The sequence below is a fragment of the Mariniphaga sp. genome (assembly GCF_041687215.1).
In the GTDB taxonomy this organism is placed as follows: Bacteria; Bacteroidota; Bacteroidia; order Bacteroidales; family Prolixibacteraceae; genus Mariniphaga.
This window is the reverse complement of record NZ_JAWLCI010000001.1, coordinates 200,657-216,313: the sequence shown is the minus strand read 5'-3', so window position 1 is coordinate 216,313 and position 15,657 is coordinate 200,657. Positions and strand designations below refer to the sequence as shown.

Below are 15,657 nucleotides of genomic sequence, written 5' to 3'. Positions count from 1 at the left end.
GCTGAAAAATAACCAATCATTATGAAACGTTTTCTTGCCCTCTTGTTTCTGTTTATTTTAGTTTACGGAGTTGCTTCGGGGCAAATTTTCAGATACCGGTTAAGCGCCAACAGTGGTATGTTTTTGGGGGAAGTTGGTAAACCTGAAGCTACTCCTCCGGTAAAAAATTCACATCCGGGCAGTGAGGAATTTTCAGCAGTTTATAAACCGGGCGTTGAACTGGAAATAATGTCGCCTGTTATCCCGGATTTTGAGTTGGGTTTGCAATTCGGTTATTCAAATTTTGCAGGCCAAACTCCAACTCCGCCATTGTATAATTTCTTTCTGTCGCGTTTTAACCCGCTTCCCGACAATTACAAATATCCTGATGAAGCATTAATTTACGATACCAAAATATTGAATATTCTGGGAACGGCCCGTTTCTATATTTTGCCGTTTAAAAGCAATATGAATATATTTTTTAAACTCATGAGCGGTGTTTCTTTTACAGGCACTGATTTTACTTTTGAGAATCCCGTTTACCGGGTTGAATACGATGTAGGTGTGCTGCATTCGCGGGGCACCAAAAACAGTGATTACCCGAAAAAAGCTGCTTTTACCGGCGGATTGGGGCTTGGCACCACCTACCGTTTGTCGGATAAACTGGATATTTATTTTGATGCCACAACATCGCTTATAAATTCTGATATTGTGAACGGAGTACCCAATTACAATTACATCAGCACGGACGGGCAATCTACAATGGAGCGAACCAATAGTTGGGCAGCAGTAGCCCAGGCCAGCATTGGCCTTACTTATTCCGCCATTCCCGACCGAAGATATAATAAAAGCAATTTTACGCGTTCATCAAGAGTAAACAAAAATCTTTTCAACAGGAAAAAGGGAGGAAAATCCTTTTCAAAACGAAGGAGATAAAAAAAGCAGTGAATGTAATATCCACTGCCTTTTTCCCAAATAAATTTTTACTTTTTACCTGCCTTGAATCAGCTTCAACCAATCAAATCTGTAAGTCCATTTATAAAAACAATTATTCAAGACAATACTAAAATTACGGTGCGCCGGCATCATTGTTTCAATATTGCCGTGGTTTAACAAATTTTAACCGGTGTACATACCATTAAATCAGGTTAGGCTTTCAAAAACTTTCTCAAGGAGTTTTTTAGTTGCCAAAATACCTTCTTTTTCAGGCAATTCGATTCCTTCGTATTCAATTCCAACCCAGCCTTTGAAACCCGAATCCTTTACAATTTTCATCAGGCGGTAAAAATCTGAGCGTGTTTCATTTCCTTCCGAATCAAAAGCATGCGATTTGGCGCTAACTCCTTTGGCATAAGGCATCAACAATTCTGTTCCTCTATAGCGATCGAATTCTTCGCCGGTTTGGTGGTTGATGATGAAGTTTCCAAAATCGGGCAAAGTTCCCACCCGCTTGTGGTCAACCAGTTCCATTACGCCAGCCAGCCATTCGCCGTGGCTCGACCAACCGCCGTGGTTTTCAACAATTACGTTAATTTTTTGGGTGTCTCCATATTCGCATAACATGCGTAATCCGTCGGCTGCCAGTTTTTGCTGTTCTTCAAAACTTCCCTGGCTTCCGGCATTAACCCGTATGGAATGACAGCCCAGAAATTTGGCAGCGTCAACCCATTTTTTGTGGTTTTCAACTGTTTTCAACCGTTCTGCTTTTTCCGGATGGCCAACCATGCCTTCGCCGTCGCACATGATTAAAACATTGGTAACGCCTTCGTTTTTGCATATTTTTTTCAACTCGGCAAGATAAGTCATATCCTTTGCCTTGTCTTTAAAAAACTGGTTCACATACTCAACTCCCTTAATTCCGTTTTCAGCAGCGAAACGAGGGAAGTCGAGGTTTGTCATTTCGTTGGCAAACAGTGTTTTATGCAACGACCATTCGGCAAGAGATATTTGGAATGGTGATTTTTTAGCAGCCCATCCGGCAAATGCAGGGGAAACAAGCATCGTTCCGGCGGTAGCAGCCAGTGTTGCTTTTAAAAAGTTCCTTCTTGATGTATTTTCCATTTTATCGTATTTTAATTTGAATGATGAAATTACAGTTTTATATTTTAAAAAAGATTCTTTTCCGGTATAAATAGTAGCATAAAAGCCATTCGAGCGCCAAAACGGTTAACGAAGTTACCAGCGCCATCAGAAATTCGGGGGCATTGAACCAATTCAGAAAACCTTTGGTAAAAATGCCAACAAATCCGTTAAACCATTGTCCACCAATTGTATTTGAGAACAGGTAAATAAAAATTGGATTCATTCCAACAATCACAAACGGAAATATCCAGCGGTTAATTTTTTTGATGTCGATGAACCAGTAACTGAGCGCCAGTACCAAAAGCGACCAACCACCCGAAGCCAGTACGAATGATGAGGTGGAAATGCGTTTAATGATTGGTGTAACTGAAGTCCAGTGCAGCAGGTAACCAGCCGCAAGGATTATAAAACCACCAATTAAAAGCTTTTTAAGTTTTTCAGCCGCCGGTTTTTCAGAAAGCAGCAACTGGCCGGCTACAACTCCCCAGATGGTGTGGGCAGCAGTTGGAATAAAATTAATGGCAACCCAACCACCGCCGGGATTGATTTTTCCCATTAAAACCATGTCCATCCATGAACCAAAATTGTGGTCTTTCACAAACGGTTGATTGTATCCTTCCAAAGGAAAAGTGCGGTATAATATTTCGGTCAGCAATAAAAGTCCGAAAGAAACGATAATTTGCACCGAAGGTTTGTAGCGCATTAAAAAGTATGCAATAAAAATAGTAACTGAAAGCTGCGAAAGCACGTTCCACAATTCCCAAACCAACTCGCGACGGTATCCGCAGTGCAAACCAACTCCAAATGCCAGCAGCAAAATGCACCGCTGAACAATGTGCCTTGTAATTTTTTGTCTGGTATCTCCTTTTTTCCGTCTTTTTGCATAAGAAAACGGCATGGCCACTCCAACAATGAACATGAAGAATGGCTGCACCAAATCCCAGAAACGTAATCCGGCCCAGGGATGGTGATGAAACTGCTGAAAAAAGGATTCCAGAAAAGTTCCGGCAATGGGTTCTTTAACTAAAACACTCCATAGGGCGGTTCCTTCTGCTACCAGAAGGAACATGGTAATTCCCCGAAAAAAGTCGAGCGACAACAAACGGGTTCCGGTGGGATCAAGTCCTTTTTGATTTACCTGGTTCATGAATGAAATTGATTTCGTTTATCGGAAAATTCATTTGTGGAAAAGTGAAAAAAAAATGCAAAAGATTTTTATACGTATTTAAACCGCTTGATATTCTTTTTCGGTGTTTTTTCAAACTCTTCGCTCACCATTTCAAACGCACTTATTTGTTCATAACGCGGAAGTTCTGCGTTCAGTTTTTTACGGTTTTCTTCCATGGCGGCTGGTAGTTCTTCCATCGAAATGTTTTCGGCTTCCATGGCCTCAAAATCGGGATATACTTTCGCAATCAGTTTCCCCTGATGTTCGGTAACTACGCATTCGGCCACGTAAGGCAGGTTGCAAATTTTGGCTTCAATTTCTTCAGGATAAATGTTTTGGCCCGAAGGACCCAGAATCATATTTTTGGAACGGCCCCGAATAAAAATAAAGTTGTTTTTATCTATCACGCCCAAATCGCCGGTTTTAAGCCAGCCATCTTCCGTGAAAGCTTCTTTGGTGGCTTGTTCATTTTTAAAGTATCCGGTCATTACATTTTCACCTTTAACCTGAATTTCGCCTACCATGTTGTACGGATCTTCTGAATCAATGCGAACTTCCATGCGGTCAACCAACCGGCCTGCCGAACCAGTCATGGTTTTGTCCCAGGCTTCATAACTGATAAGTGGCCCGCACTCGGTCATTCCATACCCAATGGTAAATCTGAAATTAATGCGCCGGAAGAATTTTTCCACGTCGGCACTCAGCGGTGCGCCGCCAATAACAATTTCGAAAAACCTTCCACCAAAAGTTCCTTCCAGTTTTTCTTTTATTTTTTTAAGCAGAATATTTTGAATACCAGGTGTTTTCAGCAGAAGTCGCATGATTGGTTTTTCGATGGTTGGCAGAATCCGTTTTTTATAAATCTTTTCAATAATGAGTGGAACCGACAAAATGAGATGAGGTTTCACCTCGCCAAAAACCTTGGTAATAATAGCGGGTGAGGGCATTCGGCTTAAAAATGTAATGTGGCAACCGAGTGTTACCGGGAATAAAAATTCGAACAAAAGGCCGTAAACATGTGCCATGGGTAAAAATGATACGATTTTATGACCCGGTTGTAACGGCATGTGTTCCCGGGCATAAACAATATTTGAAACCAGGCTTCTTTCGGGTATCATCACACCTTTTGTAAAACCTGATGTACCAGAAGTATATGAAATAATGCAGGTATCTTCGGGTTTCCAGACCTCAAATTTGAAATTTTCTTTTTTCAGTTTATTTTCTTTGTAATACTGAAATGCGTCGGACAGTTTAAATTGAATATTTTTATTTTTGGCTGCATGCAATGAAAAATCTTCCAGAACCAAAACAGCCTGAAGTTTTTCTGCTTTGTCAAAATCAATTTTGCTGAGCAGTGTTTTTGCGCCAATGATAAGTTTTGCCTCTGAATGATTGATGATGTGGTTGGTGTTGCTTTCGTTAAAATCGGGCAAAATAGGAACAATAACTATTCCTGATGACAAGGCAGATAAAAATACGGCGGCCCAGTTGGCTGAATTCCGTCCAAGTACGGCAATCTTATCTCCGCGTTGTAATCCTGACAATTGATAAAACAGGTGAAGCGATTTTATGGTAGCTGCAATATCACTGTACTTGAAATCGCTTCCTTCGTAATCTGTAAATGCAGGGCTATTCCAGTTTTTTTGAAATGCTTCGGTGTAAAGATTTGATAATGTTTGATTTGCCATTGTTTTTGAATTTTATTTGTTCAAATGTAGAAAAAATAGAGACTAAACGCACCAAATTAAAAATGATATTGAATGGATTTGAGAGATAAAAACGAATTCAGTTTTGTATTTTAACATTTTTTAAGTTTGATATTAATACATTGAATTACAAGTTTTTATTTGTTAATAAAATTAAAAAGTTTAATTAAAATTAAAATAGTATAAACATTTTGGCTACTTGTTTTTTATAGTGTTGAAGTTCTTTATTAAAACAATTTAAAAAAACAAAAACATGAAAACAATGAAAACAACAATTATTGCAGTTGCCTTAACAGTTTTGGCAAGTTTCGCTTATGGTTCAGGAAATGTAAAGTTAAATATGAACCAAACAGAGGCTGACAGAGCTTTTGTGGAAATTTCGAATGCTACGTTAACACAATTTGAAATTAAAGTTGAAGATGTGTACGGGGATTTAATTTTCAGGAAAAAAACAATGGAGCCCGCTACGAGTTACAGAAAAAATTATGATTTTTCAGCTTTGGATGACGGAATTTACACCCTTTCTGTAAAATCTGAAAAAGAAACCAATATGACAAAATTTCAAATTGAACGCAATGAGATTAACATTTTGGAAGAACGTAAAGTTGTTGAACCCCATTTTGCTATGGATGGGAACAATTGGAAAATGTCTTACCTGAATTTTCCGATGGAAAAAACCAACATTTATATTTACGATGGCAGCCAGTTGGTTTACACGAAATCTATTGACCCAACTTTTGCCATCCACGAAGGACTTGACCTTTCAAAATTGATTCCGGGTGATTACCAGGTTGTTTTTACAACCCCACAGGATATTTTTGAACATGATGTTACCGTGAATTAACAGGGAAAATTCTATATTTTTTTGAAAAGCCGGGATGTGGTAATTTCCCGGCTTTTTTTCTGCTGTAAAAATCAGTTTTTTAACCACAAAAGTGGCTTTGTAAATGGTATCTTTGCAGCGTGAAAATATGAATTACCGTTTTACATATCAGCAAGACACAACCCGGTTGGAATTACCAGTTGAAAATAAATCAGGAATTCCTGAGGCAGGACAATTGAATATTGAACGAAATGCCCCGCTTCCGCTGGAGCCAACTCCTGAACGAAAAGCAGAAACAAAAAAAGCTGATACGCTGAAACCTCAACCAAAAGCAAACGGGCCAACCACGGCGCAACAACGCTATATTTGGTGGCAGCAGGAAAATAAACTGGTAGTGGGAGATTCACGCTATATAGATCCGCGCACCGAAATTCAATTGGTTTCGCCTTCAAATAATGATAATGTTGGGTTGCAACTACCGGCACACCAGTTAAATCAAAATAACTACGACTGGCTTACTTTTTTGCTGTTGGTGGCCCTGGCAGTATTTGCGTCTGTGCGAACTACCTGGAATAAATACATGTTGCACCTTTTTCAATCGGTAGTGAATAATGCCACCTCTATAAGATTATTTCAGGAAAAAAATACTTCGGATTTACAAGGAGCTTTTCAACTTGACATAGTGTTTTATCTGGTTTTTTCAGTTTTTACTTTCCAGCTTCTGAATTTTTTTCAGGTTGATTTGCCGTTTAAAAACGGCAGGCTTTTTTTATTCAGTATAGGTTTAATTGTTGCCTATTTCCTTATTAAAAAATTAATATACAGGTTTTTTGGCTTTTTAATTGAAAAGGCTGGAGAAACAAAAGAATACCTTTTTAACATGAATAATTTTACACGGGTGGCTGGCATTGTACTCTTTCCGGTGGTTACAGTTATTGCATTTTACCCGTTCAGCAATATTAAAGTGCCGGTATTTTCCGGAATATTTCTGGTAGGAACAATTTATTTTTTACTGATTACAAGAGGATTTACAATTTTATTGAATAAACAATTTTCTATATTTTATCTCTTTTTATACTTTTGTACCCTTGAATTTTTACCCTTGGTTTTACTTTATAAGATTTTGGTGGTATAAGAGATTGGGTATAGTTTAACTTAAAGAAGCAAATTTTGAAAATCAAGAGTATTCTGGTTTCACAACCAAAACCGTCAACGGCAAAATCACCTTATTTTGACCTGGCCGAAAAAAACAATATAAAAATTGATTTCAGGCCGTTTATTCAGGTTGAAGGTATTTCGGCGAAAGAGTTCCGGCAAACGCGAATCCATATCCTGGAGCATTCTGCCGTAATTTTTACCAGCCGTACTGCAATCGATCATTTTTTCAGAATCAGCCAGGACCTCCGGCTTACCATTCCCGACAGCATGAAATATTTTTGTATTTCTGAGGCCACAGCCTATTACCTTCAGAAATATATTGTGTACAGAAAAAGAAAGATTTTTTATGGAAACGGAAATTTTTCTGATTTAATTGCGCAAATGAAAAAGCACAAGGATGAAAAATTCCTGGTACCGCTTTCTGATATTCACAAACAGGAAATTCCGGAATTGCTTGAAAAAGGCGGATTTAAATACACCAAGGCCATTTTGTACCGCACTGTTAGTAGCAATTTGTCTGATTTGCGGGATGTGAATTACGACATTTTAGTGTTTTTCAGTCCTTCGGGAATAAAGTCGTTATTCCAAAATTTCCCCGATTTTCAGCAAAATGAAACACGGATTGCCTGTTTCGGGCCAACCACAGCGCAGGCAGTTCGCGAAGCCGGCTTACGGCTCGACATTGAAGCTCCTACTGCCCAGGCACCTTCAATGACGATGGCTTTGGAACAGTACATCATTCATGCAAACAAAAACAATTAGAAAGAAAATATTTACCTTTGAAAGGCTGTCGGCAAATGAAGCAGGCAGCCTTTTTTATTGACTCATGAATAAAAATTCAGAAAGTAGTAAAGTGTCTGATTTTTCGTTTAAAAAAGCAGAACGTTTGTGCAGCAAAAAGCAAATTGAAAAATTGTTTTCTGAAGGAAATTCATTTTTGTTTTATCCGCTGAAAGTTGTTTACACTGACATTGATTTTGCCGGACCATTTCATGCCAAAGCAGCATTTTCAGTTAGTAAAAAGCGGTTTAAAAAAGCAGTGCGGCGTAATTTAATAAAACGCCGTATGCGCGAAGCTTACCGTTTAAACAAACATGTACTTGCCTTTGAAGAGAATTACACTAAAAAAATTGTTTTTTTTATTTATGTTGGCAAAGAAATTCTCGATTTCAAAACCATTGAAAAGACGATGAAGAGAGCCCTGATTGCTTTGGCAAAAACATCTACTCCGAATCCATAATTTCGGTTTGCATACGAACCGAATCTTCGTGAATTAACTGGAACAAAATTTTCACAAAAGTTTCGTTTAAATCGAGCGCTTTACCAATGTTTACGCGGTTATCCATAAGTTGTGCCCAACGGTTAATTTGTAAAGCCGTAACATTGTTTTCCTTTTTGTACCGGCCAATTTCTTTTACAATTTCCACCCTCGAAGACAACATTTCAAGTAACTCAGAGTCGATGGCGTCAATCCGGCTTCGGAGCATATCCAGGCGAGTTTCAAACTCAGGGTTATTGGCTGTTTGGTGCCTGATTACCAGTTTATCGAGCAGTTTGGCCAAATCAGCCGGGGTAACCTGTTGGGCAGCGTCGCTCAATGCACACGATGGATCGATATGCGATTCCAGCATCAACCCTTCCATGCCCATATCAAAAGCTTTTTGGGAAATTTCAAAAAGTAATTCCCTTTTGCCGGCTATGTGGCTTGGATCGCAAATAATTGGCAGGTTGGGCATAACACGGCGCAGTTCAATAACCGTTTTCCAATTGGGATAATTCCGGTAAATTGTGTCACTGAAAGGAGTGAATCCACGGTGAATGGCGACAATATTTTTTATGCCGGCCCGGTAAATGCGTTCAATGGCACCCACCCAAAGCTGAACATCGGGGTTTACAGGGTTTTTTACCATTACAACGGTGTTGCTTCCTTTTACAACATCAGCAATTTCCTGCACTACAAACGGGCTGGCAGTTGACCGTGCTCCTATCCAAACCACATCAAGACCTGCTTTCAGCGCTTCTTCAGTATGTTGTGCGTTGGCTACTTCGGTACCAACCGGCAACCCGGTTTCTTTTTTTACCATTTGCAGCCATTTTAAACCAATTGAGCCAACCCCTTCAAATGATCCCGGACGTGTGCGTGGTTTCCAAACACCGCCGCGATAAACAAAAACCCGTGGATCTTTGGCCAGTAGTTTTGCTGTTTCAAGCGTTTGCTGTTCAGTTTCAAGGCTGCATGGCCCGGAAATTAGTAGTGGATTGTTAATGTGGGGCAGCCACTCCTTTATCGGATTAATTTCAAAATTTGTACTCATTTCGATTTGGTATAAAGTTTCACAATTTTTTCTTCATTTTTTATGAAATGCGGGTTTTCGCCATCAAGAATGGTTCTTATTTTATTGGCATTTAAAATTAGTTCTTCCAACTTATCAAATTCGTTATTTTTCATGCAGTCGCGAAATTGCTGCAAGTGCTGGATATACACATTCAGAGAGTTAACCACATATTGGTTGTTTTGTTCAAAAATTGGTTTCCACATGGAGCATGAGCTTTTTGCCAACCGAACAGTTGAACGGAATCCACCGCTGGCCAAATCGAAAATAATGTTGCGGTCTTCTTTGGCCTGAACTGCATTAGCCAGGGCAAAGGCTGCGGCATGTGGCAAATGCGAAACAAAAGCTGTGCTGTGGTCTTGATCATCAGACGACATGTAGGCAATATCCATTCCAAGAACCTGGAACATTTTCTCAATCAAAGCCAGGTGTTGCGGACCGGAATCTTCGTGATCACAAATTATGGCAATTTTTCCTCTGAACAAGTCATCGATTGCAGCAGTTGGGCCTGAGTTTTCTGTTCCCGACATGGGATGGGCCGGAATAAACTGTTTTCTTTTCGGGTGGTTTTTAACCAGGTCGGTAATCATTTTTTTGGTTGAGCCCATATCGGTGACTGTTGTGTTGCGGTCAATTCCGTCAAGTACAGCAGGCAGCACTTCAAGTTCTTTATCTACAGGGATGGCGATAATAACCAGATCGGCATTTTTTATTCCTTTTTCAAATGGCTCAACCCGATCAACCAAGCCCAGTTCAAGCGCCTCACTGGCATGAATTTCGCTGGAATCTACACCAGTAAGTTCGGTTGCAAATTTCGAGCTTCGTAAATCTTTCGCCAGCGATCCGCCAATAAGTCCAAGTCCAATTATTGTTACTTTCATTTTTAAAACTTTTCAAAAAAAAAGGCCCCGGAAATTCCGGGACCTTTAGCAAAATATGTTTTTATATAACAATACCCTACTGGTTGATCCCGATTTCAGAACCAAAATAAAAATACCAGTAAAAAGATGTATTGTTAATAATAGATTTCATTTTCTTTCAATTTGGAAGCAAAGATAGATAATATTTTTAATAACGAATTAATTTTTTTGTGAAAACCTGATTCCCGTTTTCCCTGATAACAACCAGATACATGCCGGTATTTGTGTTTTCAATTTCAATTTGGGCAGAAATATTTCCCGATATGTGAGAAAGCAATTTGGAATTTACTTTCTGTCCGTACATGTTATACACTTCAAATTGAAGTTCTTCTACCATTTTGTTTAAATGAACGTCTATTCTGAATGAACCAGTAAACGGATTGGGATAAATCTGAATATTTCCGGGTGACAAAACCGGCAAGGCTGATGAAACCGGAGATTGAATAAGCAGGTTATCGATTGCCCAGCCCCAGCCATTGGCGTAAGGATCTGAAAAAAGCCGGAACCTGAAAAGAATGGTATCGCCGGCTGAAAAGTTGCCATTTTCGAGAATGTTTATTTGCCTGTTTATAAACAAATCAGGACTTCCGGCAGCAGTTGAATTGTTTCCTGTTATGGAATTGTTATAATTTGTTTCCCACGAAGAATTTTCTCTTGCATCGTAACCGTCTGTTACCGGCAACCAGGTTTCGCCATTGTCTTTGCTGCCTTCCACAATTACAAAATCCCAAAACTCGAAATCGCCAAAAACCGTTCCGTTGGTTCCGGGTTCAACCAGCACAATTTCATCAAAACTCATGGTGGCATTTTCAGCCAGAATAACAGGGTATTTCAGGATGGTTTTAAAATTGAATTCCGAATCATCTATTTCAGGACTGGGATAGGGGTGAGGGCTATGCAAAGCACCGTTTTCAAACCCATTTTCTGTAAACACGGCAAAATCTGAAAGAATAAAATCTGAAGTGGACATATCGAAATTATTCTCGTAACCTGCAACGGGATCATACATTTTTTCTACAATAAACGAAAAACTGCCCTTTAAAGGAATTCTACGGGTATTTTGTGCCACAGAAGAGTCTATTGCAACCACGGAATATTCAACTAAATCGCCATCATTTAACTGTTCAGTAAAAAAAGGAAAGATGGAAGAATATAACTTACCCGATTTATATAAAAGACCAAATGATGGTTGCGGCTGACCATTAACGGAATATTCCACGAAAACCGTATCAATTCCCAGATTGTCATCGGCCAAAACATTAATTTCCAAACTTTTACCTGTGAAAAAGTAATACGGGATAGGGTCGTGTTCAATTTTTGGACGAATGATATCTTGTCCGAAATTTATTGTAAAAAATTCGTTTGGAGCCTCAGATGGATTTCTGAAAGTCCGGCCTTTAGTATCATCAGCGCTAATATAATATTGAACCAGGTTGCTGCCGGGGTCAGGTGTCCATTCTGCTTCAAACTTGCCCGAATCATTAATTAACAAAGGAACAGAGTCGGTTTTAACCATAAAAGTATCTGAAGATATCACTACAAATAACTGATTTGTATCTAACGGAAAATCGCTGGAGATATTTACCTCAAACTGCAAGGGTTCCACTTCTTCACGGTCTTTAACCGGAGCAAAATCAAGCAACATGTTTTTCCATCCCAAATCGGCCAGAATACCCATGGTAAGCGGACCTGGATCGTGAATTGCCTGTCCCCTTCCGATGGAATGAGTCATTAGTGAGTTGATATTTCCGGACGGATAGGTATTATCGTTCAGGTGATAAATACTTGAGCCGCCGTCCCAGGAAGAGGGCGCATAAAGCCTGGGCCTGGCATTGTTCCCATCAGCCTTCGCAACGGGACTGTTTGCATACAACAAACCTGAAACAAGTGCATTTTTTAAAGGTTCTGAAGGATTTGTGTAAACCGAAGTATCAATCAAATTGTCTCCGTTAAATCGCTCAACCATCCTGTCAAAAGATGTTGCATCACCGTCTTCCCAAAACCCATATCCTCCTAATTGGTTGTCAACATAAAAAAATCCGGTAAAGCCCAGTCCGTGGCATATTTCGTGCAAAACAACCGAAACAAAATCATACATTAATACTGGGGTATTGCCATCGGTGCCGAAGTACCAGTCAATTTCTTTATTAAAATCAGCCACAATGTCGGGGCGGACAGAATCGGTAAGTTCTTTGCCTAAAATTTTTTCTGCAAGTGCTATGGGGTAATAAATTCCTTTTTGCGGAGCTCCTTCAAAATTTTTTTCAAAATCGGCAGGCGCACAACTTCCCAAAACATTTTGTCCTTTTGGCCGCCAATTTGCCTGAATATGAATAGGTACAGGCGATTCAATTAACTGCTCGAGAATGCTTACTGCGTAATCAAAAGCATCTATTGCATCTTTTGGAAAAAGACTGTATGTAACCACAAAATCAGACTTTTTTTCGGCTGATTTCAATCGATTCATTATCTCTGCCGGGGGTGGAGTAAATACCTTCTCCACCTTGTCGGAGGCATAACAAACTGGTGGTGAAAGAACAATTCCCTTTTTTTGCCACAATTTTTGCCCGGTGACAGAAATTGCTCCCACCAAAAATAGAATTACAAGAAGTATTTTATGCATGGTTTATTCTTATTTCAAACTATAGACAAATTTCGAAACTAAAAAGTTTGAAAATAAGATAAGTTTACAAATACCCACGCAAAAAAAATAAAATTCAGTTGATTTTCCGTTTCTTTTTAGAAGTCAATAGTTTGTACATTAAAATTGAGGAGGTTATAAAACCTGTCAGTGATGCTCCCAATACTAAAATCAATAAAGTTCCCATTTTTTATTATTTTAAATTATTTATTTGATATTCAATTGTATATAAAAACAAACTAATTTTTTACAATTTTGCTGGTAGCAACTATGCTTTTTCCGTTGCTAATGTTTACCAGGTAAATTCCGGGGCTAATTCCCGACAAATCTATTTCTGCTTTTGACGTATAAAATGTTTCAATTCCTGTTTCGTGCCGAATTGTTTTTCCGTACAAGTCACTCAGAATAATTTCAACCGGTTCATTTTCTGTTATTTCAGACCATTCGATAAACAAATGATTTTTGGCCGGATTTGGATAAACCTGGTAACTGCCTTTTGCAAAAAGTTCTTCAGTGCCGGTTTTCAACTCCTGAATTTTAAGGTTGTCGATAGCCCATCCAAAGCCGTTAACCAAGTTGTCGGAAGCCAGCCTGAAACGGAAAAGTACTGTATCACCGGCTTCAAGACCCGTATTCCGGGTCAGGTTAATTGTGCGATTTACAAACATACTTTCGTGAGGTGTGGCTTCGGATGTGTGGTTCGAAAAACTATTACGAAAGGCAGAATACCAGGTATCATTTATCCCCGAATCATATTGTTCTGTAACCGGCAACCAGTTTTTTCCCCCATCCTTGCTCGCTTCCACAACCACAAAATCCCAGTTTTGCGGTTCAGTTTCGCGTGTACCAGGTTCAACCAAAACAATTTCATCGAACGAAATTTGGCCTTCAGGTTGAATAATTACCGGGTATTTTAGCTGTGCCACCAGGTTGTATTTTTCATGCTCAAGTGCCGAAACCGGATAAGGATTTTGGGTGTGCAGGAGGTTGCCTGAAAAACCGTTCAAGTTTGAAATACTAAAATCGGAAACTACAAAATCGTTATCGGCTTCGTTAAAATCGGTAAAATATCCGGTTACTGCTTCGAATGCTGAATAAATTTCCACCCTTTGAAAACCCATTGCTGGGAATGACCTTTTGTTTCCTCTCGAAGAGTTATCAATAGCTGTTAAACGGTATTCCAGTATGTCAGTCACTCCAACCTGTTCAGGAAACTGCAACTTGCCGGTATAAAGTTCATTTTCTTTATCTTCGAGCTGAAAAGGTTCTTGCAAAACGCCGTTTATTTTATATTCAACAGTTACTGATTTAACGCCCAAATTATCATTTGCCTCAGCACACAGCTCTATTTCAGGCACTGTTCCGGCAACAATCTTAACCGGATTGTGAAAAAGATTTGGCACATAGTAATCTGGTCCAATGCGCAATGTAAAATTTTTTGCAGGTGCTTCTGCCGGGTTCCTGAAAACACGGCCTTTAGATGTTTTTGCTTCAATAAAATATTGAATTTTGCCGGAAATAAATTCAAGAGGAAGGTTTCCTTCAAAATTATAGGCTGTTCCGGTTTGTTTCAATTCTGCAATTTTGGTTGACGAGAAGTTATCAGTAGAATAAACAATTTTTACACTTGAAAAATCTTCGTCAGATTCAGAAATTACTCCCATTTTTACAGGAATTTCGGCCACTGCTTCTTCACTGTCTTTAAAGGGTTTAAAATCAAATTTAACCGAACTCCAACCTAATTCTGAAAGAATTTCCATAGTAATTTCACCCGGATTATGAATGGCTTCACCTTTACGGGCAGAAGGAGTCATCAGGCTGTTTTCTTCACCGTATGAATATCCTTTAAGGTGATAAATGCTCGAACCTTCGTTCCAAACAGACGGTGCATAAATCCAGTCAACAGTACTCACCTGGCTTGCTGAACCTTCCTGGCAGAACTTCAGGTTGTCTGATGTAAGTTGTCCGTGCAATTCCTTTGATGGACTTTTGAACAAGGTATTATCTGCAATTTTCTGGTTTTGGTTATTAAAAATGAAATGGTCGTAAATGCTGGGCAGATTATTATTGTTGTTAAAAAATCCTGTTCCATCTGCGCCTTTAAGGAATCCGGAAAAACCGAGTCCATGTGTTATTTCATGAAGCACAGAGCTCACAAAATCATATTGTGTTAACGGTGTATTTCCATCGGTACCAAAATACCAGTTGTATTTATTATTGAAATGGCAAATAATGTCCGGGTTGCCAGGGTTCAAATCTTTGTTGCTTAATTTTTCGGCCAAAGCAACAGGGTAATAAGTGTTTGGAAGGGGAGTTCCGTTAAAATTGTTGAAAAAAACTGCCGGACGGCCTTGCGCAAGAATATTTTCATTCATGTATTCCCAGTGTGCATCAATATGAATGGGCACTGAAGAAATTATAAGTGATTCCCAGATAGAAACAGCGTATTGAAAGGCCTGTTTGGCTTCTTCAGGAAAGTTGTAATAGGTAACCTTAATTGTTGATTGAGAAGTTCTTGCCGATTTTAACTGGTTAAACTTTTCAGGAGGCGCAATGAATGTTTTTTTTACCTCATCAAGAGCTATATTTATCAGGTTTTCGCTTTGGGCAACAGTTTCCGTTAAGCGTTCCTGAGCCCTCACATTGCCAACTAAAGCAATGAGAAGGACTAATTGAAGCGTCCACTTCATCGTATTTCGAAATTAAGGTTTGTAAAACAGTAGCTAAAGTAAAGCATGCAGGAACATCCTGAAAAAATTCATTGCTGATTTAAAAAGGTGAGATATGCTGAAATCGTATCAGCAAATTACTGATATCTTATCAGTTTAAGTAGTTGATTATTAGTAA

The 15,657-nt window shown here is 39.1% G+C and carries 12 protein-coding genes; 5 read left to right on the top strand and 7 right to left on the bottom strand.

Annotated elements, in window-relative coordinates; all coding sequences use genetic code 11:
- Positions 1 to 21: 21 nt before the first annotated feature.
- Positions 22 to 915 carry a hypothetical protein gene (locus ACESMA_RS00915; protein WP_372946861.1) on the top strand — a complete coding sequence of 298 codons (894 nt, stop codon included), beginning with the start codon at positions 22 to 24 and terminating at the stop codon, positions 913 to 915.
- A gap of 207 nt (positions 916 to 1,122) precedes the next feature.
- Here ACESMA_RS00915 and ACESMA_RS00910 read toward each other — a convergent pair whose 3' ends face one another.
- The 3 genes from ACESMA_RS00910 to ACESMA_RS00900 form a co-directional block, all read right to left on the bottom strand.
- Positions 1,123 to 2,040, bottom strand: a complete 918-nt coding sequence (locus ACESMA_RS00910) for a TIM barrel protein (RefSeq protein WP_372946860.1) — start codon at positions 2,038 to 2,040, stop codon at positions 1,123 to 1,125.
- A 37-nt stretch (positions 2,041 to 2,077) separates the two neighbouring features.
- Positions 2,078 to 3,208 (bottom strand): acyltransferase family protein, encoded by a 1,131-nt coding sequence (locus tag ACESMA_RS00905; protein ID WP_372946859.1) that lies wholly within the window; start codon positions 3,206 to 3,208, stop codon positions 2,078 to 2,080.
- A gap of 68 nt (positions 3,209 to 3,276) precedes the next feature.
- A complete protein-coding gene (locus tag ACESMA_RS00900; RefSeq protein ID WP_372946858.1) occupies positions 3,277 to 4,917 on the bottom strand; it encodes an AMP-binding protein in 1,641 nt (546 codons plus the stop codon).
- A gap of 271 nt (positions 4,918 to 5,188) precedes the next feature.
- On the opposite strand from ACESMA_RS00900, the gene ACESMA_RS00895 reads away from it, so the two are divergent.
- The 4 genes from ACESMA_RS00895 (at position 5,189) to rnpA (ending at position 8,156) form a co-directional block, all read left to right on the top strand.
- Positions 5,189 to 5,779: a T9SS type A sorting domain-containing protein gene (locus ACESMA_RS00895; protein ID WP_372946857.1), complete on the top strand. Its 591-nt coding sequence runs from the start codon at positions 5,189 to 5,191 to the stop codon at positions 5,777 to 5,779.
- 127 nt (positions 5,780 to 5,906) lie between these two features.
- A complete protein-coding gene (locus tag ACESMA_RS00890; protein WP_372946856.1) occupies positions 5,907 to 6,893 on the top strand; it encodes a DUF4271 domain-containing protein in 987 nt (328 codons plus the stop codon).
- Between the two features lie 35 nt (positions 6,894 to 6,928).
- A complete protein-coding gene (locus ACESMA_RS00885; protein WP_372946855.1) occupies positions 6,929 to 7,678 on the top strand; it encodes a uroporphyrinogen-III synthase in 750 nt (249 codons plus the stop codon).
- Between the two features lie 64 nt (positions 7,679 to 7,742).
- Positions 7,743 to 8,156 (top strand): ribonuclease P protein component, encoded by a 414-nt coding sequence (gene rnpA, locus ACESMA_RS00880; protein WP_372946854.1) that lies wholly within the window; start codon positions 7,743 to 7,745, stop codon positions 8,154 to 8,156.
- Here the strand turns inward: rnpA and ACESMA_RS00875 are convergent.
- From ACESMA_RS00875 to ACESMA_RS00860, 4 genes are all read right to left on the bottom strand, one after another.
- The gene (locus ACESMA_RS00875; protein ID WP_372946853.1) at positions 8,140 to 9,231 is read right to left on the bottom strand and encodes a chorismate mutase; all 1,092 of its coding nucleotides are present in this window, start codon (positions 9,229 to 9,231) and stop codon (positions 8,140 to 8,142) included. The two genes, rnpA and ACESMA_RS00875, sit on opposite strands and share 17 nt — an antisense overlap.
- The gene (locus ACESMA_RS00870; RefSeq protein ID WP_372946852.1) at positions 9,228 to 10,130 is read right to left on the bottom strand and encodes a prephenate dehydrogenase; all 903 of its coding nucleotides are present in this window, start codon (positions 10,128 to 10,130) and stop codon (positions 9,228 to 9,230) included. The genes ACESMA_RS00875 and ACESMA_RS00870 overlap by 4 nt, the downstream gene beginning before the upstream one ends.
- A 187-nt stretch (positions 10,131 to 10,317) precedes the next feature.
- On the bottom strand, positions 10,318 to 12,792 hold the full coding sequence (locus ACESMA_RS00865; protein ID WP_372946851.1) for a T9SS type A sorting domain-containing protein: 2,475 nt from the start codon (positions 12,790 to 12,792) through the stop codon (positions 10,318 to 10,320).
- Positions 12,793 to 13,049: 257 nt separating this feature from the next.
- Positions 13,050 to 15,500 (bottom strand): T9SS type A sorting domain-containing protein, encoded by a 2,451-nt coding sequence (locus ACESMA_RS00860; protein ID WP_372946850.1) that lies wholly within the window; start codon positions 15,498 to 15,500, stop codon positions 13,050 to 13,052.
- Positions 15,501 to 15,657 lie beyond the last annotated feature (157 nt).